This is a genomic window from Sphingopyxis sp. H050 (assembly GCF_001468265.1).
Classification (GTDB): Bacteria; Pseudomonadota; Alphaproteobacteria; order Sphingomonadales; family Sphingomonadaceae; genus Sphingopyxis.
In genome coordinates this window covers 324,725-343,163 of the sequence record NZ_LNRZ01000005.1, presented here as the reverse complement: position 1 = coordinate 343,163, position 18,439 = coordinate 324,725, and the positions used below count along the sequence as shown (strand labels likewise).

Below are 18,439 nucleotides of genomic sequence, written 5' to 3'. Positions count from 1 at the left end.
GTTTGCCGGAAGCTGAAAAGCCCCCGCGGAACCCGCCCCCCGGCTGAAATCTGTTTCAGCGGAAGGCAGGCTATGCGCGGTCAAATGTCAGACTTTCCTGTTGGCGCATCACCAGATGCGGACACGATCCTTCGGCGCCAGATACAGCTTCTGGCCTTCCTTGACGCTGTACGCCTTATACCAAGGATCGAGGTTGCGCGAGACCCAAGCGCGCTGGATCGAGGGCGAATGGGGATCGGTTGTGATCCGCTGCGACAGATTCTGCTCGCGGTAGTTGCGACGCCACACCTGCGCCCAGCCGAGGAAGAAGCGCTGATCGCCGGTCAGGCCGTCGATCACCGGCGCCGGCTTGCCGCCGAGCGACTTCTTGTACGCGTCGTAAGCGATCGTCAGCCCGGCGAGATCGCCGATATTCTCGCCCAGGGTGAAAGTGCCGTCGAGGCGTTCGCCGGGCAGGATTTCATAGGCATCATATTGCGCGACGAGCGCCTTGCCCGCGGCCTCGAACGCCGCGACGTCCTGCGGCGTCCACCAGTCGGCGAGCTTGCCGGTCTCGTCGTACTTTGCGCCCTGATCGTCGAAATGATGGCTGATTTCGTGTCCGATGACGGCGCCGATACCGCCATAGTTGATCGCGGCGTCGGCTTTCGGATCGAAGAAGGGCGGCTGCAGGATCGCGGCGGGGAAGACAATCTCGTTCATGCCGAAATTGGCGTAGGCGTTGACCTCCATCGGCGTCATCCCCCACTCCCAGCGGCGGATCGGACCGCCGAGGCGGCTGATATTGTCATCGTGCGCGAACTGGTTCGAGCGGAGCGCGTTGCCGAACAGGTCGTCGGCGCGGATGTCCAGCTTGCTGTAATCCTTCCAGCGATCGGGGTAGCCGATCTTGGTCGTGAAGTTGGCGAGCTTCTTCTTCGCCTTGACCTTCGTCTGCGGCTGCATCCAAGTTAGGTTGCCGATACGCGTGTCGAGCGCCGCGAGGACATTCTTGACCAGCACGTCCATCGCCGCCTTGGTTTCGGGCGGGAAATATTTCGCGACATAATCCTGGCCGACGGCCTCGCCCATATTGTTGGTCGTGAAGTCGACCGCGCGCTTCCAGCGCTCCTGCATCTGCGGCGTACCCGACAGCGCAGTGCCATAGAAGGAGAAGGCTTCCTTGGCGACCGCGTCGGGCAGGACGCCCGAGAAGCCGTCGAGGCTGCGGACGGTCAGGATGTCGCGGATCACCTCGATCGGCGCAGCGGCGATCAGCTTTGCCTCACCCGTGAAGGCGCTCGGCTGCGCCACGAGGAGCGTATCCTCGTTGACGCCGATACCGCGGATGAAGGTCGACCAGTCGAAGCCGGGCGCCGCCTGCGCCAGTTCGGCAATGGTCATCTTGTTATAGACTTTGACCGCGTCGCTGCTGTCGTTCTTGTCCCAATGGACGGTCGCGATCTGCTTTTCGAAGTCGTAGATCGCCTTGGCCCGCGCCGCCGCATTCTGTTCGCCAGCGAGCCCCAGCACATTTTCCAGATGCTTCAGGTATGCGGCCTGCAGCTTCGTGTTGCGGTCGCCGTCCTTCAGATAGAAGTCGCGGTCGGGCATGCCGATGCCGCCTTGGAACATCGTGTAGATATAGACGTCGGGATTCTTGTCGTCCTGCCCGACGTAGCCGCCGAAGAAATGCTGGACGCCGCTGCGGTCGGCTTCCGCCAGCAACTTGGCCAGGCCGGCCTTGTCGACGCTGCGGATCTTGGTGAGCCATGGCTGGATCGGGGCAAGGCCCTTGGCCTCGACCGCGGCGGAATCGAGGTAGGACGCATAGGCGCGGCCGATCATGCTGTTCGGATCGCCCTTCGCGACGTCGAGAATCTCGCGGGTGCGCTTCTGCGACAGGTCGGCGAGCGCGGTGAACATGCCATAGTTCGACTTGTCGGCCGGGATCGGCGTGTTCTTCGCCCAGGTTCCGTTGGCGAACGCGTAGAAATCGTCGCCCGGCTGGACGCTCTTGTCCATGCCAGAGAGGTCGAAGCCGAAGTCGCCGATTTCAGGCTTGGCGGTCGCCGTGGTGGTCGCGGGCGTTTTTGCGGCCTCATCCTTGGCAAGGGCAGGTAACGGGCTGAGCAGAACAGCGCCCAGCGCGGCGGTCGCCATGAGGCGCGAAGAAAGTTTCGAACGAGTCATGAGATTCCCCAGTGAAACAAAAGAAGGGCGCGCCGCCGCTTCCAACGCCGGCACGATCTTGCGATGGCGATAGCTATAGGCCCGCCTATCGGCGGTTCAACCGGCGGCGGCGTCGCTCGTCGATGCCTCAAGTCGTTGGTCGCGCGCGCGGCGAATCTTGCGGCGCCAGCGCAGGCGAATCCAATTGTCCCAGATCACCGAGGCGAGGATATATCCGACGATGGCCGACACCACCGAAATGACGAATAAGCCTGCCAGACCGCCGACCAGCGTCGGCCCCGCATTGTCGCTGATCCAATGCCACCATTCGGTAAAGGACGCGCCCTCGTCGTAGAGGATATAGAGGTCCGACATGCGGGTATTCAGTCCGAACAGCGCGTTGCCCAGCCAGACCGAGGCGGCGAGGATCAGCGGCGTCGTCACCGGGTTCGAGAGAAACGTCATCGCCGCGCCGATCGGGATATTGGCGCGAAACGGCAACGCGAGGAGCGCAACGCCCAGAATCTGCACGCCGGGGATTAGGAAGAAGATGCCGACGAACAGGCCCAGCGCGGTCCCGCGGCGCACCGAGGTGCGGGAGAAGCGCCACAAATGGCTGTGCGCCACGCGGTGCGCAAAGGGTTTGACGAAGCGGCTTTCCAGCAGCTCCTCGCGCGTCGGCGAGTTGCGGCGGATCCAGTTCATCAGAAACGCCTTGTCTTTCGGCTTGCCCCCGCTCATCCGCGGTCCTTCATCAGCCGCTCCTTGTCGCGCTTCCAGTCGCGTTCCTTGATCGACTCCCGCTTGTCGTGGGCCTTCTTACCCTTGGCGAGCGCGAGCTCGACCTTCGCGCGGCCGCGGCTGTTGAAATAGACCGACAACGGGACGAGCGTCATGCCCTGGCGCATCACCCCGGCGTGCAGCTTGTTGATCTCGCGGCCGTTGAGCAACAGCTTGCGGGGGCGCTTCGGCTCGTGGTTGAAGCGGTTGCCGTGGCTGAATTCGGGGATATTGGCGTTGATCAGCCACACCTCGCCGCCGGTCACTTCGGCATAGCTTTCGGCGATCGTGCCCTCGCCGAAACGGAGCGATTTCACCTCGGTGCCTTGCAACGCGATACCCGCTTCGAACACTTGCTCAATGGCATAGTCGAAGCGTGCGCGCCGGTTCTCGGCGACGACTTTCTTCTTGTCGAATTCGGCGGCGGACTGCGGACGAGCCATTTCGGAACCTAGATTACTCCCGCCGCGACAAGTGCGGCATCGACGGCTTTGCGCGATGCTTCGGACGCCGGAACGATAGGTAGGCGCACTTCGGGCGAAAACCAGTCGTGGATACGCGCCAGCGCATATTTTGCCGGGCCCGGCGACGCGTCGGAGAACATCGCCTTGTGCAGATCGAACAGCCGGTCGTGCAGCGCGAGCGCCCCGGTCCAGTCGCCCGCGGCGCAGGCGGCGGCGAAATCGGCGCACAGGCGCGGCGCGACATTGGCGGTGACCGAAATGCAGCCGGCTCCGCCGAGCACGGCATGCGGCAGCCACAAATCATCGTTGCCGCTGAGCTGGCAGAAGTTCTCCCCGGCTCCGGCGCGATGCATCGTCACGCGGGCGAGATCGCCGCTGGCGTCCTTGATCGCGACGATGCTCGGAATTTCGGCGAGTTTGCATAGCGTCTCGGCGCTGATGTCGGCAACGGTGCGGCCAGGGACGTTGTAGACGACGATCGGCAGGTCGCACGCATCGGCAAGCGCCGTGTAGTGCGCGATCATCCCCTCCTGTGACGGCTTGTTGTAATAGGGCGCGACAACCAGTGCTGCCGCGGCACCGGCCTGTTGGGCGTAGCGCATGTGCCGGATTGCGGTCGCGGTGTCGTTCGAACCGCAGCCGGCGATCACCGGGACGCGGCCCGCCGCGGCTTCGATGCAACAGTCGATGACTCGATAATGTTCATCGAAACCCAAGGTCGGGCTTTCGCCCGTCGTGCCGCACGGCACCAGCGCGCTCGTTCCCTGATCGATCTGCCATTCGACCAGCCGTTTGAACGTCGGCGCGTCGAACGCACCGTCGCGAAATGGCGTCACCAAGGCGGGAATCGACCCCGAAAACATGCCCTGCTCCTTTACAAAGACTCCGCGCAGCCGATAGGATCGCCGAGCGCGCCCGCTATTGAACGTCTATTCAGCGCCCCGCAAGGAGTTTGGCACCAATATGCCCGGCATGATCTCGCTGCCTTCCATTTCCCGCCTGGCGCTCGCGCTGGCCCTCGCAATTCCCACCGCCGCGCATGCCAGCGAGCTTACCCCCGAACAGATGGCCTGGTATCGCGCTCAGATGGGGCTCTCCTCGGTGTCGGGCCCGCCGCCGTCGACCAGCTCGGTCGGCGATGCCGTGATGGAGTGGCGCCGTCTGACGGCCGGAACCACAGCGTCGTTCGACCAGCTCTCGCGCTTCCTGATGGCGAACCGCGACTGGCCCGACAACGAAAAGCTGCGCGTACGCGCCGAAAAGGCGATCTCGCTCGACAGCTACGATCCGCAGCGCACCCTCGCCTTCTTCCAGGCCTATCCGCCGCGCACGCCGAGCGGCGAGCTGCGCTATGCGCTGGCGCTCAACGCGACCGGACGCCGCGACGAGGCCAACGCCGCCGTCCGCCGCGCCTGGACCGGCGGCACGCTTGACGATTTCGAGGTCAGCCGGGTGATGAGCTTGTTTCCCGGGGCGTTGAGCACTGCCGACCATGACGCGCGGATGGACCGGCTGTTGTGGATCGGCGCGACGAGCGCCGCGAGCCGTCAGCTTTCCTATGTTTCGTCCGATAAACGTGCGGTATTTGCGGCCCGCCTCGCGCTGCGCAGTGGGGCGGTCGATGCCGCGTTGCAGGCTTCGGCGGTCGAGAGCGCAAATCCCTCGCTGCTCCGCACCGATGCCGGATATATCACCGACAAGGCGACCTGGCTCAGAAAAGCCGGTCGTGTCGGCGAGGCGCGCGCACTGCTCGCAGCGCCGCGTTCGCTCGCGAAGCCGCCGACCGATACCGAGGAATGGCTCGAAACGCTGCTCACCAACGCCCGCGCGGCCGATGCCGCGGGCGACAAGATGACGGCGTATAATATCGCGAAACAGCTGGACGACAGCTTTCCGCCGGGCGTCGTCATCCGCGAAGCGCCGCTCAGCGTGCGCGACGATTACACCTCGCTGGCGTGGCTTGCCGGACAGCTCGCGTTCAAGAGCGTCGGCCGGCCGCGGGAAGCCGTCGGGCTGTTCCGCGCCTATGGCGAAGCCGCCAGGTCGGCGCAGACGCGGACCAAGGGCTTCTATTGGGCCGGTCGCGCCGCGCTTGCAGCTGGCGACCGCAACGCCGCCAACGCCCATTTCGCCGATGCAGCGCAGCACTACGACCAATATTACGGTCAGCTCGCACTCGAACGGCTCGGCCGGCCGCAGCCGAAGCCGCTGCCCAATCCGACGATCAAGGTCGATAGCGACCAGAAGCGCGCGTTCGAGGACGACCGGCTCGTTCGTGCGTCGCGCGCGCTCGGCGAAATCGGTGCGTGGCGGGAGCAATCGCTGTTCCTGCGCGCCATTGCCCAGCGCGCGACCTCCCCCGCCGATCATGTGCTCGCGGGCCAGCTCGCGTCGGCGATCGGTCGCCCGGACCTTGGCGTCATGATAGGGCGCAGCGCGCAGGCGAACAGCCTCGACGCCGTCGAGGTGTCGGGCTTCCCGACCGTCCGCGTTCCCAGCGGCCATGAAAACAACTGGACCTTCATCCATGCGATCACGCGGCAGGAAAGCCAGTTCGACCGGCAGGCGGTGAGCCATGCCGGGGCGCGCGGCATGATGCAGCTGATGCCGGGTACGGCGCGCGAGGTCGCGGGCAAGCTGGGGCTCAGCTACGACGCCGGGTCGCTGACCGCCGACACCAATTACAATATCACGCTGGGTTCGACCTATTTCCAGCAGATGCTGAGCTATTTCGGCGGCAGCTATCCGCTGGCGGTCGCGGCGTACAACGCCGGTCCGGGCAATGTGAACAAATGGCTGCGCGCCAACGGCGATCCGCGCGGCGGCGGGATCGACATCGTCGACTGGATCGAGGCGATCCCGATCTTCGAGACGCGCAACTATGTGCAGCGCGTGCTCGAGAATGCCGTCGTTTACGACACCCTGCGCGACGGCCGCTCGCTGCCGCAGGCGCCGCTGAGCTTCTACCTCGGCAAGCGCACGCCGGGATAAGTCCCGATGGCGGGGGAGAAGACCAACATCATCAGCCCGGCGGGCTTCGCCGCGCTGCGCGCCGAATATCAGCAGCTGCTCGGCGACGAGCGCCCGAAGCTGGTCGAAGTGATCAGCTGGGCCGCGGGCAATGGCGACCGCAGCGAGAATGGCGATTATATCTATGGCCGTAAGCGCCTCCGCGAAATCGACCGGCGGCTCGGCTTCCTCGCGCGGCGGATGAAAGCGGCGCGCGTCGTCGATCCCGCGGCGCAGCCCGACAAGAGCCGCATCTGGTTCGGCGCGACGGTCGAGCTGGCCGACGACGACGATGCACGCCGCATCGTTACGCTCGTCGGAGACGATGAGGCCGAGGCGGGCGACGGCCGGATCGGCTGGAACAGCCCCCTCGCCCGCGCTCTCCGCGGCGCGGCGGTCGGCGATCTGCGCACCGTGCAGCTTCCGGCAGGTCCGAAGGAATGGGAGATCGTGACGATCAGCTATCCCTGATCGTTACTCGCCGATCCCCGCGATCAGGTCGCGCTGGTCCTTGCGCAACTCTGGCAGGTGGCGCGCAAGCTTGGCCCAGAAGACCGCTTCCTTGACATCGGCCGCAACACCGCTGCCGTTCGCATAAGCCCACGCCAGGATGGCCCGCGATCCTGCGAAACCCGCGCGCGCGCCGACGCCGCAGTCCTCGATCGCCTGCGCCAGCGTCTTGTCGGCATAGTGCGCCTCGCAGAGCCAATGATTGCCCTCGGGGTTGCCGGCATCGGCGATGGCGCGCAGCCGCGCCATATTGGCGGCCCGCGCGTCGGGAAAGAAGGTCAGCGCAAAAACCGCGGCCGGATGCCCCTTCGCCGCCGCCTCGCTATAAAGCGCCTGCGCCCGGACAAAATCGGCAGGACCGAAGGTGCCCGACGCGAGGCGATAGGCGAGATGCGTCTTCGCCTTCGAAAAGCCGGCGTTCGATGAGGCCACATAGAGATCGTGGGCGCGCTTCACATTTTCGGGTGTCGGGTCGTTTTCGAGGAGGAGATAGGCAAGTTCCTGCTGCCCGGCCGGGAAATTCTGCGCCGCCGATTTCTCGAGATAGGCCCGCGCGCGCGGCACGTCCTTCTTCACCCCGACACCGAGCGAGAACATATAGCCCGCCAGATGCTGCGCCAGCGCGTTCCCACCGTCGGCGAGACCGATCACCTCCCCCACCGGATGGCGCGAGAGCACGTCAGCGACCAGCACCGGTTCGTCCTCGATCGCGAGGCGGTCGAGCGAGATATCCGCGAGCGGATTGATCGCGCCGCGGACAGCGGGCGACGGGGTGGGCGGCGCGGGCGGGGCCGCCGAGAAGGACCCGAAGCCGCCCCCTTGCTTGCCGGCCTCCGGCACGTCGGCGGGCGCGACGAGATAATAATCGTCGAACCAGCTGCCATAATGGAAGGGCTGCTGCGGCCCCTTCTCCATGCCATAAGTGCGTTTGTAGACGTCGCGCGCGACAACCTTGAAATAGTCGGAGATTTCTAGGCCCGGGATCCCGAGTTCCTTGACCACCGCGGCCGCGAACGGGCTGACTGGCGACCCGACCGGCGCGAAGTCGAGCGCGGGTCGGCCCTTGGCGGTCGAATAGAAGACCGCGCCCTGCCCGATATCGAGCAGACCCACCGGAGCGGATCCCGCCTCCCCGCCCGCGATATTGACGTCCTCGATCCGCACGACCGGCTCCGGCGTGCGGCAGGCATCGACGAACAGCAGGGTGAAGGCGCCCGTGGGCACGACGCGCTTCACCAGCGCTTCGAGCGAAAGATAGCGCTTCTCGACATCGGCGCGGCGGGTCGCGGGGGGCGCATCCATCGGCACCAGCCAGTTGCGGCCACCATATTCGAAGCCGTGGCCGGCATAGTAGAGGATCACCGACTTGGCGCCCTTCGCCTCGGCCGCGAATTCCGCAAGTGCCGTGTCGAGCGAGGCCTTGTCGGCGTTGCGAACGATGCGCGGCGCAATGCCCGCCTTGGCGAAGGCGTCGCAAACATAGTCGATGTCGTTCACGGCGTTCTTGAGCGACGGCCATTCCCAGTCGTTGTACGCGCTGTTGCCGATCAGCAGCGCGACGCGATCGCCCTTGAGCGGGGCGGTGCCGCAACTGCCCGCTGGCTGCGCCGCGGCCGGGGACGCCAGCCCGCCGAGCGCTAAAAGTGCCGCGGCCCATGCCGCCCGATATCGCGAACGCCTCATCCCGGTTTTCCTATCCCCCGCGCATCACAAAGCAGCAGAAAACTGCCTAACTTCACTCGCAATTCGCACACTCTGCATCCTGCCCGGCCGCCCTGCGGCAGACCGATGCGACCCCGGCGAGAAGGGTATGCCAGCGACATATTGTAGGAAAGCGCAAACTGTGCGCAACATCACCGCAGGTGGCTGGACGGCGGGCTAAGGACGCTAGTCTGTTCGCGAGGGAAACGAAGATGAAGCGAAGCCTGGTCCTTAGCGCCACCCTGCTGCTCTCCGGCGCCGCGCATGCCGCGCCGCCGCGTGAGGCGAGGCCGCCGGTTTCCGACCAGATATTGCAGGACGGCCTCGAACTCGGCGACGAGATCGAGACGCGCGTCGACGGCGACCTCAACGGGGACGGCGATCCCGACACGGCCTATGTGGTCGCAAGCCCCGACGCGCGGACGCTGCACGTGTTGCTGAGCTATCGCACCGAAGTGGATCTGGGGCACGATCCCGCGGGCAGCGTCAAGCTGGCGGCAGACCGGCTGGGGCCCGCCGATCTGTCGATCAGCAAGGGTGTGCTGGTGGTCAAGGACCTGACCGGCGGCACGACGGCGCTGGCGTCGACCTATCGCTTCCGCGCCGACAAGAAGCAAACGCCGCCGAGGATGCAGCTGATCGGGCTCGATACGATGCTCTACAGCCGGACATGGGCGCATGACGGCAGCGAGATGAGCTGGAACCTGCTGACCGGCGACATCGTCGCGTCCGAATTGAAGCTGGTCGGCGAGGGCGAGGATGCGCGCTATGACAAGCAGTTCACGCGCAAGGCGAAGCGGCCGGTCAAGGCCGTCTATATGGAAGATACGCCCGATCCCGAGGAAGAATTGGTCCGCGCCACCAAGGCGAAGTAAAACCCCGTTCGCCCTTCCAGCGGAGGCCGGGCCCTCGCCCTTCGCGCAACACCGCTCCGGTGAAATCCCGGCCTGCGCCGGGATGACGATCGATATGCGGGCTCAGCTGTTGAGCAGCGCCGGTACGATCCAGATCGCCGAGAGGACGATCACCGCGAGAAGCAGCGAGATCGCGAGGACGTAACGCACGCCCTGCCCCTTCACGCCGCTGCTCGCTTCGGTTTCGGTTACCTCGACATGGTCATCGACGACTTGCATGATCCGTCTCCCTTTCTGGTCCGGGTAATACGCCGGTCTTCGCAGCGCGGTTCCGCGCCTGTCGAAAGGGCAAGTGAGCCAGAGGGTCTGTAAGCCGGGTTCTGTCCACCCCTTGCGGGGATGGGCGATCATTCCTCTAGGCGTGCGGTTGCCCGAACGCTCAAGCAGTCAACCCGGACGGCGGGGCCGGAACCAGCCCTGAGTTAACTCGTGCCATCCCTATTCGACCTTGCTCCCGGTGGGGTTTGCCATGCCGCGTCCGTTACCGTCCGCGCGGTGCGCTCTTACCGCACCCTTTCACCTTTCGCCGGGCCGAAGCCTTTGGCGGTCTGCTCTCTGTGGCACTTTCCCTGACCCCGGTTGCCCGGAGCCGCCGGACGTTATCCGGCACCGTGGTTTCCGTGGAGCCCGGACTTTCCTCCCCCGCTTGCGCGGCGGCGATCGCCCGACCCTCTGGCTGGGGCCGAGTATAGCGCGAACAGAGATGGATTGCGAGACATTGTGCGGGATGGCGGCCTTGGGGTGGTGGCTGCCCCCCAATTCTCATCATGCTATGAATGTTGTGGTTCGGTCGCAACCTTACCCTAAGCCGGCTTCCAGCTCTTCCGCTCTTCGGCCTGCTTCAGCACCTCGAACGCCGCCTGTCCTGCGGCAAAGCGCTTCGCCGCGTCAGCGTCGTCCGGCTTCACGTCGGGGTGGCATTCCTTCGCGTAAGCGCGCCACGCTTTCTTGGTCGCGTCGAAATCGGCGTCGGGGTCCAGTCCCAGCACGTCCAGCGCGCGCATTTCGTCGGCGCTGCGGCTCCCATCGCCCGATCCGCCCCAGGCATAATGCTGCGCGCGCGCATAGCTGCGCGCGCCGGCGGCCTCTTCGGCGGCGCGCGCCGCGGCGTCTTCGGCGCTGAGGCCCGCGAAATAGTCCCAGCCGCGGTTATATTCGGCGGCGTGCGCCTCGCAGAAATACCAGCGTTCGGGGCTGTTCGGCGACTTGGGCGCGGGGCAATTGCCGGGGTTGGTGCAGCCGTGGCGGTCGCAAAGACGCACCTTCTGCGTCTCGCGCGACGAGCCATAGGGGCGCCAGCGGGGAAAACCCCAGTCGTCGGATCTCTTGGCGCGGCTCATTCCACCCCATGTAGCAACGAGGGCGCCGATTGGCTAGGCGGCTGGCCCGAAAAGCTAGTCTTTGGGCGAGAAACCGAAGGCCTTTTGCGCCAGCTTGACGACCGCGGGGTCGAGATCGGGCGGCGTCATCGGCACGGCGGCCTCGAGCGTTTCGACGATATGGGTCAGCGCCGCGATGCGCGCCGCCTTCTTGTTGTTGCCGTCGATGACCTTCCACGGCGCCCAGCGCGTGTCGGTCTGCTGGAACATCTCCTCGATCGCGGCAAGATATTCCTTGCGCTTCGACCGGTTGCGATAATCGTCTGGCCCGGTCTTCCAGCGCTTCCACGGGTTGCTCAGCCGATCGGCGAAACGTTCGTCCTGTTCCTTTTGCGTGATGTGGACGAACAGCTTGACCAGGTTCGTGCGGCTGCCGGTCAGCTGCGCCTCGAACTCGTTGATCTCGTCATAGCCCTTGCGCCATTCGGCCTCGCTCGCATAGCCCTCGACGCGCTCGACGAGGACGCGGCCATACCAGCTGCGGTCGAAGATCGAGATTTCGCGATTGCCCGGCAGGCGCTTCCAGAAGCGCCAAAGAAAGTGGCGCGCCTTTTCCTCCTCGTTCGGCGCGGCGATCGGCCAAACCTCGAAATAGCGGGGGTCGAGCGAGGCGGTCAGCCGCTGGATGATGCCGCCCTTCCCCGCCGCATCCCAGCCCTCGAACATGATGATGCTGCGCTGGCCATGGGTGATGTGCGCCGCCTGCAGGCGTTCGATACGATCCTCGAGCGCGGCGAGATCGTCGGCATAGTCGCCGCCATATTTGGCGCCGGTTTCATAATCGGAAAGCAGGATGGTCATCGCGCTATCCTAGCTGGCGGCCCTCACCCGACCAAGCGCGCGTTTTGTCCGGTTCCGGTACAGAAGCGCTATTTGACGCCCATCAGCCGCTTGCGCGCGGCCCAGTCGCCCAGCGCGCGGCGGTGGCTGGCGACGCGCGTCAGCCCCTCGCCGATGTCGCGATTCTTCGAGCCTAGGCGCTGCGCCTGTTCGTACCAGTCGGTCGCCGCGTCGAAATCGCGGTTCATCTCGGCGCAGAGGCCGAGGTTGAAGGCGAGCGCCGCGGTCGGCTCGGCGGCTTGGGTCAGGGCGGCCCACGTCGAGCAGGCGGCGGCGGGGTCGGTCTTGGTCAGGCGGATCGCTTCCTTGAAGCTGTCGGACGCCGCCTTGGACAGGCCCTTGCGATTCTCGTCGACGCGAACGGCGATGTTATAGGGGGTGGGGGCGAGATCGCGGCGGATTGCCTGCACCTGATCGTCCTGCACCCCTTCGATATAGTCATCGACGGCGCGCGAGGCGGCGCGGTCGGGGCAATAGGTCTGCTGGTCGCGGGCGTTGAGCGGGCGCGTGTAGCGGATCGAGCCGTCGCCGATCGCGACGAGCCGCGCAGTGGTCGCGACGCTGATGGTGCGGCGGCGGCAGCGGATGTCGGTCTCGACCTCCTTCACGCACTTCTTCTTGTCGGCGGGATCATACTCGGTGCATTTCTTGCGCTTCTCGGTCACCGGCGCCTCGTCGACGCTGGCGCGCGTCGTGCCCGTGAGTAGGCCGTCGACCGGTACGCCCGATTCCGGGGCGACGATGCGGAAATAGGAATAGCCGCCGAACTGCGTCTTGCCGAGTGCGTCCTCCAGCTTTTGCGCGATCGCGCCGCCGTCCTCGCCCTCGAAACGGTCGACCGCGAGACGGAGCAGGTCGTTGACGTTCGCCGCCGCGGGATCGCTGCCGCTGATCGGCAGCGTCTCGGCCGCCGCGGGTGCGGCAAGGCACAGGACAGTCGCGGCAAGCAGCGGACGCAGCATGAATCACCCCCCGGTTCATCGACCCGAGGAGGAGCTATCGCAGCGCTCCCATGCTGTCAAAGCGCGGTGGCGATGAGGTCGGCGAGGCGCTGCGGCACTTCCATCGGGATGAAATGGCTGTGCTCGGCCCATTGCTCGTCGCGCGCCGCGCCGAGCCTGGCGCCGAGGCCGGGCCACGACGGGCTGACCGAGAAATCGAGATTGCCCGAACGCTCGCCGGTGCGGGCGCGGATGACGGTCGACGGCGCGGTGATGCGGCCGATCCACGCATAGGGATCGGTGTGCGCGGCGCCGAGATAGACCGATGCCTCGAGCCTGGGCGGGCAGGCGAGCTCCCATCCCTCGCCGTCGGCGGCGGGGAGCAGGCCGTGGCGGCAATAGTCGGCGAGGACTTCGGGCTGCCAATGGGCATAGGGCGGGCGCTCGGCGAAGCTCGCGAGCATCGCTTCCCAGCCATCCCAGCGGTTGCGGCGGCGCGACACGGGATGTTCCGACGCATCGGGCACCGACCGACCCGCGGCTTGCGCGTAGAAGACCGGGTCCATGATCACCGGGTCGATCAGGAAGATATGCTGGAACGCGTCGGGGCGTTCGGCCGCGAGGCGGCTCAGCACAAAGCTGCCCATGCTGTGGCCGCAGCCGACGAGGGGCGTGCCTGCAAAGCGGTCGACCAAGGGCAGCAGCGCGTCGGCGGTGATCGTCCATTCGGAGAGCGAGGCGGGCTTTGCGCTGCGCCCGTGGCCCAGATGATCGGGCGCGATGACATGCGTCCCCGCGGGCAGCGCGGCGACGACCCGATCCCAGAGGCGGGCGTGGAAGCCCGTCGCGTGGAGGAGCAGGACCGAAGGCCCCTCGCCCTGCTGACCCCATTCGAACCAGCAGATGTCGCCTTCGGGCGCCGCCTGCCGATGCTCCCGGGGCTGTTCCATTTATATCGTCATCCCGGCGCGGGCCGGGATCTCGCCGCTGCGGCGGAACGAGATGGCGCGATCCCGGCTTTCGCCGGGATGACGAGACATGAGGGGATGACCTTTATCCAAGGATCAGTTCTTGGGGCCGTCCACGAGGCGGATGTGCAGTTCCTTGAGCTGCTTGTCGCTGACCGGCGCCGGGGCGCCCATCATCAGGTCCTCGGCCTTTTGCGTCATCGGGAAGACGATCACTTCGCGGATGTTCGGCTCGTCGGCGAGCAGCATCACGATGCGGTCGACCCCCGGCGCCGAACCGCCGTGCGGCGGGGCGCCGAACTTGAAGGCGTTGATCATGCCCGCGAAATTGGTGTCGACGTCCTGCTGGCTGTAACCCGCGATCTCGAATGCCTTGTACATGATGTCGGGGCGATGGTTCCGGATCGCGCCCGACGACAGTTCGACGCCGTTGCAGACGATGTCGTACTGATAGGCGAGGATATCGAGCGGGTCCTTGGTCGTCAGCGCCTCCATCTCGCCCTGCGGCATCGAGAAGGGATTGTGGCTGAAATCGATCTTGCCGGTCTCTTCGTCGGCCTCGAACATCGGGAAATCGACGATCCAGCAGAATTCGAAGCGGCTCTTGTCGATAAGGCCCAGCTGTTCAGCAACGCGCGTGCGGGCGAGGCCGGCGAGCTTCGCCGCCTTCGCCTCGACACCCGCGGCGAAGAAGATGCCGTCGTTCGGGCCGAGACCCATCGCGTCGGCGATCGCCTTCATGCCGTCCTGGCCGTGGTTGTTGGCGATCGGCCCGCCGAACACGCCGTCCTTCTGCGTCGCATAGCCGAGGCCCGGGAAACCTTCCGACTGCGCCCAGCTGTTCATCTCGTCGAAGAATTTGCGGCTCTTCTCGTGCGTTTCGGGGGCGGCGACGGCGCGGACGACCTGTCCTTCCTCGACCATCGAGGCAAAGCGGCCAAAGCCCGATCCCTTGAAGAAATCGCCCACGTCATGGACGAGCAGCGGGTTGCGGAGATCCGGCTTGTCGCTGCCATATTTCAGCATCGATTCGCGGTAGGGAATGCGCTTGAACGGCAGCGGCGACACGGTGCGGCCCTTGCCGTCGAAATCGGCGAACTCCTCGAACACCCCGTGCAGGACGGGCTCGATCGCGTTGAAGACGTCGTCCTGCGTGACGAAGCTCATTTCGAAATCGAGCTGGTAGAATTCGCCCGGGCTACGGTCGGCGCGCGCATCTTCGTCGCGGAAGCAGGGCGCGATCTGGAAATAGCGGTCGAAGCCCGCGACCATCAGCAGCTGCTTGAACATCTGCGGCGCCTGCGGCAGCGCATAGAATTTGCCGGGGTGGACGCGGCTGGGCACCAGATAGTCGCGCGCGCCCTCGGGGCTGCTCGCGGTCAGGATCGGGGTCTGGAACTCGGTGAAACCCTGGTCGATCATCCGGCGGCGCAGCGACGAAATCACGTTCGAGCGCAGCACGATATTCTTGTGCAGCCGCTCGCGGCGCAGATCGAGGAAGCGGTTGGTGAGGCGGATCTCTTCCGGATATTCGGCCTCGCCGAACACCGGCAGCGGCAGGCGCTCGGCCGCCGACTGGACCGTCACCGCGCTGGGGTAGATTTCGATCTCGCCGGTCGCGAGCTTCGGGTTGAGCGTCTCGGGCGAGCGCGCCGCGACCTTGCCGGTAAAGGTCAGGACAGACTCGGGGCCCACGCCGTTGACCGTGGGATAAAGGTCCGACCCGGTTTCGACGACGATCTGGGTGATGCCATAATGGTCGCGAAGATCGACGAAGAGCACATTTGCATGCTCGCGCGTCCGGTGCACCCAGCCCGACAGACGGACGTCCTCGCCGACGTTGGCGGCGCGAAGATCGGCGCAGGTGTGGGTACGATAGGCGTGCATTTTCTTGGTCTTTCGGTGAATGGGAAACAAACACGCAAAAACGTGTTTTATGGTCGCGCCCAAGGCAGCACAGCGCACTGTTTGTCAAGGGCGAAGGCCCGATTTGCCCCTTCGCGGCTCTTTGTTTGCAGCGGCCAATTTTTGCTGCCGCTCGCGCCAAGTCGCTGTATAGGCGCTCCATGCAAGTCCATCCGCTTATCGAAACCAGCGCCGCGCTCGTCGAATTTGTCGATCTGATCAAAGGCAGCGATTTCATCGCCGTCGACACCGAATTCATGCGCGAAAATACCTTCTGGCCCGAGCTGTGCCTGATCCAGGTCGCCGACAGCGAGCATGCCGCGGCGATCGATCCGATGGCGCCCGGAATCGACATGAAACCCCTGCTCGACCTGCTGGTGAACAACGAGGATGTGCTGAAGGTCTTCCATGCCGGCGGGCAGGATGTGGAAATCATCTTCAACCTGACCGGCAAGACGCCGCACCCGATCTTCGACACCCAGATCGGCCAGATGGCGCTGGGTCAGGCCGAGCAGGTCGGTTACTCGAACCTGGTCGAGGCGTGGATCGGGATCCAGCTCGACAAGGGCGCGCGCTTTACCGACTGGAGCCGCCGCCCGCTCGACAAGCGCCAGATCGACTATGCGATCGGCGACGTCACGCATCTCGCGCAGATTTTCCCGATGATGCTGAAAAAGCTGGTCAAGACCGGCCGTGGCCACTGGCTCGACGAGGAAATGGAAAAGCTCGCCGATCCGTCGAACTACAACCTCGATCCCAATGACGCCTGGCAGCGGATCAAGGTGCCGTCGCGCAAGCCCGACGTGCTCGGCCGCCTTCAGGCGCTTGCCGCGTGGCGCGAGCGCGAGGCGCGCAGCAAGAATCTGCCCCGCGGGCGCATCGTCAAGGACGAGACGCTCGCCGACCTCGCCGCGCATCCGCCGAAGGATCAGGACGGCCTCGGCCGCGTTCGCGGACTGTCGGCGACATGGAAGTCGAACGACATCGGCAGCCGCCTGATGGACGCCCTCGCCAATGCCCGGACCATGTCGAAGGATGACATGCCCGACCGCGCGCCGCGCGGGCCGGGGCTCGGCAAGGAGGGCGTGCTTGTCGCCGACCTTCTGAAGCTGCTGCTCAAGATTCGCGCGCGCGAGCTCAATGTCGCGGCGCGATTGATCGCGCGTAGCGACGACCTCGAAGCGCTTGCTGCGGGCGCGCGCGACGGCATTGCGATGATGCGGGGCTGGCGCTACGACGTGTTCGGCCATGCGGCGGTCGATCTGGTCGAAGGGCGCATGGGCTTTGCGGTCGTCAACGGCAAGCTGGTGATGAGCGAAATCGACCCGGCCGCCGCAATCGAAATTTAGGGCCGTCAACGCCCCCCGCCTTCGCGGGGGCGACGGTGTTTAGAGCAGCACCAGCTCCGGCTTCGCGTCGAGCGCCTGGGCGAGGATGCGGAGGCGACGTTCGACCGACTCGCCCGCCAGATGATGCCAGCCGGCATCGAGACAGAGGCGCAGTTTCCCATCGACCAGCGCGATGCCGCTGGCCTTGAGCGGCGCCTCGACGCCGCCGGTCAGGCGCTGCGCCAGACGGATGGCAAGGCCCCATTGCCGCGCGCGTTCCAGCCGATCGGCGCTGACGAGATTGCCCATCGCGGGAAAATCGGAATCGGAACCGCCGAAGCCCGCAAAGAGCGCGCGGGCGAGCAGGATGCGGCCCGGGATGTCGATGCTCCGCCAGTTGCCGTGCAGCCCGATCTCGGTGCCGCGATCGGCGCGAAAGTCGGGATTCGCCGACCAGGCGACGTCGCTGAGCAGGCTGGCCGCCAGGCGGACGCGGCTGTCGGCCGGCGGCTCGCCGGCAAAAAGCGGCGCGATCCAGTCGGCGAGCGCGCGGCCGTGCGGCGCGAAGCGCGCGAGGCGGCGGCCCTCGAACTCGGCGGCGACGATCAGCGGGTCCTGCGCGCGCACATCCTCGTCAAGCGCCTGATAAAGCAGACCTTCGCGAAGCCCCGACGACGACACGGTCATCTCGGGCACGTCGAGGATGTTGACGAGCGCCGCGAGCAGCGCCGCCGCGTCGGGCAAGGTCGCGGCGCGGTTCGACGCCATGCCGGGGATCGCGCGCAAATCCTCGAAGGTGAGCCGCTTGCTCGCGCGGATCAGGCGGCGGAGCGCGCTGCGCGGCAACGTGTGCTGGTCGAGCACCGCGAGCGGGTCCTTGGTGAGTTCGAGATCGAGACGCGAGAGCGCGCGCCACGACCCGCCGACGAGATAGAGCGGCAGGCCGGTCAGTCCCTCGCCCGGCCAGTCGGCGGCCCGCAGCATCTTGCGGATCGCCCGTTCGAACGCCTGCTCCCCGTCCTTGCGCAGCGCGGGCAAGCGCAGCACGCCGAGCGGAAAGGATGCGCGGCGGCCGACCTTGCCGTTCGCGACTTCGGCAAGCTCGAGGCTGCCGCCGCCCAGATCGACCGCAATGCCATGCGCGTCGGGGATCGCCGACAGGACGCCATAGCCCGCAGCCTCGGCCTCCTCCTCGCCGGAGAGCAGCCGGATCTTCAGACCGGCCTCGGCTGCCGCGGCGATGAAGGCGGGGCCGTTCGCGGCGTCGCGCACGGCGGCGGTCGCGACGCATTGCAGATCCTCGACCTCCATATGCTTGGCGAGCAAGGCGTAGCGACGGAGCGCGAGCAGGCCGCGTTCGGCGTCTTCGGGAGCGATGCGGCCATCGGAGGACAGCCCCCTGCCCAGTCCCGCCGCGACCTTTTCGTTAAAGATCACCGCCGGCGCGCGCGCGGGCCCTTCATAGACGACGATGCGAACCGAGTTCGACCCGATGTCGATCACGGCCGAACGGCGCACCGTCTGTTTGGAAGATTTGAGCAGCGCCAAG

General features: G+C 66.0%; 16 protein-coding genes and 1 other RNA gene. 4 read left to right on the top strand and 13 right to left on the bottom strand.

Translation table 11 applies throughout. The features are described 5' to 3' along the window. Nucleotides 1-108: 108 nt before the first annotated feature. From ATE67_RS12735 to dapA, 4 genes are all read right to left on the bottom strand, one after another. On the bottom strand, nucleotides 109-2,172 hold the full coding sequence (locus tag ATE67_RS12735; protein WP_156417004.1) for a M13 family metallopeptidase: 2,064 nt from the start codon (nucleotides 2,170-2,172) through the stop codon (nucleotides 109-111). A 96-nt stretch (nucleotides 2,173-2,268) separates the two neighbouring features. Then, nucleotides 2,269-2,892 carry a DUF2062 domain-containing protein gene (locus ATE67_RS12730; protein ID WP_082660348.1) on the bottom strand — a complete coding sequence of 208 codons (624 nt, stop codon included), beginning with the start codon at nucleotides 2,890-2,892 and terminating at the stop codon, nucleotides 2,269-2,271. Further along, nucleotides 2,889-3,374, bottom strand: a complete 486-nt coding sequence (gene smpB, locus ATE67_RS12725; protein WP_058817028.1) for an SsrA-binding protein SmpB — start codon at nucleotides 3,372-3,374, stop codon at nucleotides 2,889-2,891. Before smpB ends, ATE67_RS12730 begins: the two co-directional genes overlap by 4 nt. A gap of 8 nt (nucleotides 3,375-3,382) precedes the next feature. Further along, on the bottom strand, nucleotides 3,383-4,258 hold the full coding sequence (gene dapA, locus ATE67_RS12720; RefSeq protein ID WP_058817027.1) for a 4-hydroxy-tetrahydrodipicolinate synthase: 876 nt from the start codon (nucleotides 4,256-4,258) through the stop codon (nucleotides 3,383-3,385). A 100-nt stretch (nucleotides 4,259-4,358) separates the two neighbouring features. Here dapA and ATE67_RS12715 point away from each other — a divergent pair, with 100 nt between their 5' ends. Together ATE67_RS12715 and greB are read left to right on the top strand one after the other, a co-directional pair. Then, nucleotides 4,359-6,386 carry a lytic transglycosylase domain-containing protein gene (locus ATE67_RS12715; protein WP_058817103.1) on the top strand — a complete coding sequence of 676 codons (2,028 nt, stop codon included), beginning with the start codon at nucleotides 4,359-4,361 and terminating at the stop codon, nucleotides 6,384-6,386. A gap of 6 nt (nucleotides 6,387-6,392) precedes the next feature. Next, nucleotides 6,393-6,875, top strand: coding sequence for a transcription elongation factor GreB (gene greB, locus ATE67_RS12710; protein ID WP_058817026.1), 483 nt, complete (start codon nucleotides 6,393-6,395; stop codon nucleotides 6,873-6,875). Between the two features lie 3 nt (nucleotides 6,876-6,878). On the opposite strand, the gene ATE67_RS12705 is transcribed toward greB, so the two are convergent. Continuing rightward, nucleotides 6,879-8,597 carry a caspase family protein gene (locus tag ATE67_RS12705; protein WP_058817025.1) on the bottom strand — a complete coding sequence of 573 codons (1,719 nt, stop codon included), beginning with the start codon at nucleotides 8,595-8,597 and terminating at the stop codon, nucleotides 6,879-6,881. Nucleotides 8,598-8,827: 230 nt separating this feature from the next. Between ATE67_RS12705 and ATE67_RS12700 the strand changes: the two genes are divergently transcribed. Next, the gene (locus ATE67_RS12700) at nucleotides 8,828-9,490 is read left to right on the top strand and encodes a hypothetical protein (protein WP_058817024.1); all 663 of its coding nucleotides are present in this window, start codon (nucleotides 8,828-8,830) and stop codon (nucleotides 9,488-9,490) included. Nucleotides 9,491-9,592: 102 nt separating this feature from the next. On the opposite strand, the gene ATE67_RS21710 is transcribed toward ATE67_RS12700, so the two are convergent. From ATE67_RS21710 to aspS, 7 genes are all read right to left on the bottom strand, one after another. Further along, nucleotides 9,593-9,748 (bottom strand): hypothetical protein, encoded by a 156-nt coding sequence (locus tag ATE67_RS21710; RefSeq protein WP_197411945.1) that lies wholly within the window; start codon nucleotides 9,746-9,748, stop codon nucleotides 9,593-9,595. Nucleotides 9,749-9,822: 74 nt separating this feature from the next. After that, nucleotides 9,823-10,205, bottom strand: an RNA gene (gene rnpB / locus ATE67_RS12925) — RNase P RNA component class A. A gap of 127 nt (nucleotides 10,206-10,332) precedes the next feature. Then, on the bottom strand, nucleotides 10,333-10,869 hold the full coding sequence (locus tag ATE67_RS12695; RefSeq protein ID WP_058817023.1) for a J domain-containing protein: 537 nt from the start codon (nucleotides 10,867-10,869) through the stop codon (nucleotides 10,333-10,335). A 54-nt stretch (nucleotides 10,870-10,923) separates the two neighbouring features. Next, nucleotides 10,924-11,709: a polyphosphate kinase 2 family protein gene (locus ATE67_RS12690; protein WP_058817022.1), complete on the bottom strand. Its 786-nt coding sequence runs from the start codon at nucleotides 11,707-11,709 to the stop codon at nucleotides 10,924-10,926. Nucleotides 11,710-11,777: 68 nt separating this feature from the next. Next, nucleotides 11,778-12,710 (bottom strand): hypothetical protein, encoded by a 933-nt coding sequence (locus ATE67_RS12685; protein WP_058817021.1) that lies wholly within the window; start codon nucleotides 12,708-12,710, stop codon nucleotides 11,778-11,780. Nucleotides 12,711-12,766: 56 nt separating this feature from the next. Then, nucleotides 12,767-13,639: an alpha/beta fold hydrolase gene (locus tag ATE67_RS12680; protein ID WP_058817020.1), complete on the bottom strand. Its 873-nt coding sequence runs from the start codon at nucleotides 13,637-13,639 to the stop codon at nucleotides 12,767-12,769. A gap of 114 nt (nucleotides 13,640-13,753) precedes the next feature. Beyond that, complete coding sequence (gene aspS, locus ATE67_RS12675) at nucleotides 13,754-15,544, bottom strand: aspartate--tRNA ligase (protein ID WP_058817019.1); 1,791 nt, start codon at nucleotides 15,542-15,544, stop codon at nucleotides 13,754-13,756. Between the two features lie 179 nt (nucleotides 15,545-15,723). Between aspS and rnd the strand changes: the two genes are divergently transcribed. Further along, nucleotides 15,724-16,911 (top strand): ribonuclease D, encoded by a 1,188-nt coding sequence (rnd, locus tag ATE67_RS12670; protein ID WP_058817018.1) that lies wholly within the window; start codon nucleotides 15,724-15,726, stop codon nucleotides 16,909-16,911. A gap of 39 nt (nucleotides 16,912-16,950) precedes the next feature. Here the strand turns inward: rnd and ATE67_RS12665 are convergent, their stop codons facing one another. Beyond that, nucleotides 16,951-18,438, bottom strand: a complete 1,488-nt coding sequence (locus tag ATE67_RS12665) for a Ppx/GppA family phosphatase (protein ID WP_156417003.1) — start codon at nucleotides 18,436-18,438, stop codon at nucleotides 16,951-16,953. Between the last annotated feature and the right edge of the window lies 1 nt (nucleotide 18,439).

Coding starts and splice junctions, on each gene's coding strand:
- ATE67_RS12680 (WP_058817020.1), bottom strand. CDS start 13,639: ATGGAACAGCCCCGGGAGCATCGGCAGGCGGCGCCCGAAGGCGACATC.
- aspS (WP_058817019.1), bottom strand. CDS start 15,544: ATGCACGCCTATCGTACCCACACCTGCGCCGATCTTCGCGCCGCCAAC.
- ATE67_RS12730 (WP_082660348.1), bottom strand. CDS start 2,892: ATGAGCGGGGGCAAGCCGAAAGACAAGGCGTTTCTGATGAACTGGATC.
- rnd (WP_058817018.1), top strand. CDS start 15,724: ATGCAAGTCCATCCGCTTATCGAAACCAGCGCCGCGCTCGTCGAATTT.
- greB (WP_058817026.1), top strand. CDS start 6,393: ATGGCGGGGGAGAAGACCAACATCATCAGCCCGGCGGGCTTCGCCGCG.
- smpB (WP_058817028.1), bottom strand. CDS start 3,374: ATGGCTCGTCCGCAGTCCGCCGCCGAATTCGACAAGAAGAAAGTCGTC.
- ATE67_RS12685 (WP_058817021.1), bottom strand. CDS start 12,710: ATGCTGCGTCCGCTGCTTGCCGCGACTGTCCTGTGCCTTGCCGCACCC.
- ATE67_RS12690 (WP_058817022.1), bottom strand. CDS start 11,709: ATGACCATCCTGCTTTCCGATTATGAAACCGGCGCCAAATATGGCGGC.
- dapA (WP_058817027.1), bottom strand. CDS start 4,258: ATGTTTTCGGGGTCGATTCCCGCCTTGGTGACGCCATTTCGCGACGGT.
- ATE67_RS12715 (WP_058817103.1), top strand. CDS start 4,359: ATGCCCGGCATGATCTCGCTGCCTTCCATTTCCCGCCTGGCGCTCGCG.
- ATE67_RS12705 (WP_058817025.1), bottom strand. CDS start 8,597: ATGAGGCGTTCGCGATATCGGGCGGCATGGGCCGCGGCACTTTTAGCG.
- ATE67_RS12700 (WP_058817024.1), top strand. CDS start 8,828: ATGAAGCGAAGCCTGGTCCTTAGCGCCACCCTGCTGCTCTCCGGCGCC.
- ATE67_RS21710 (WP_197411945.1), bottom strand. CDS start 9,748: ATGCAAGTCGTCGATGACCATGTCGAGGTAACCGAAACCGAAGCGAGC.
- ATE67_RS12695 (WP_058817023.1), bottom strand. CDS start 10,869: ATGAGCCGCGCCAAGAGATCCGACGACTGGGGTTTTCCCCGCTGGCGC.
- ATE67_RS12735 (WP_156417004.1), bottom strand. CDS start 2,172: ATGACTCGTTCGAAACTTTCTTCGCGCCTCATGGCGACCGCCGCGCTG.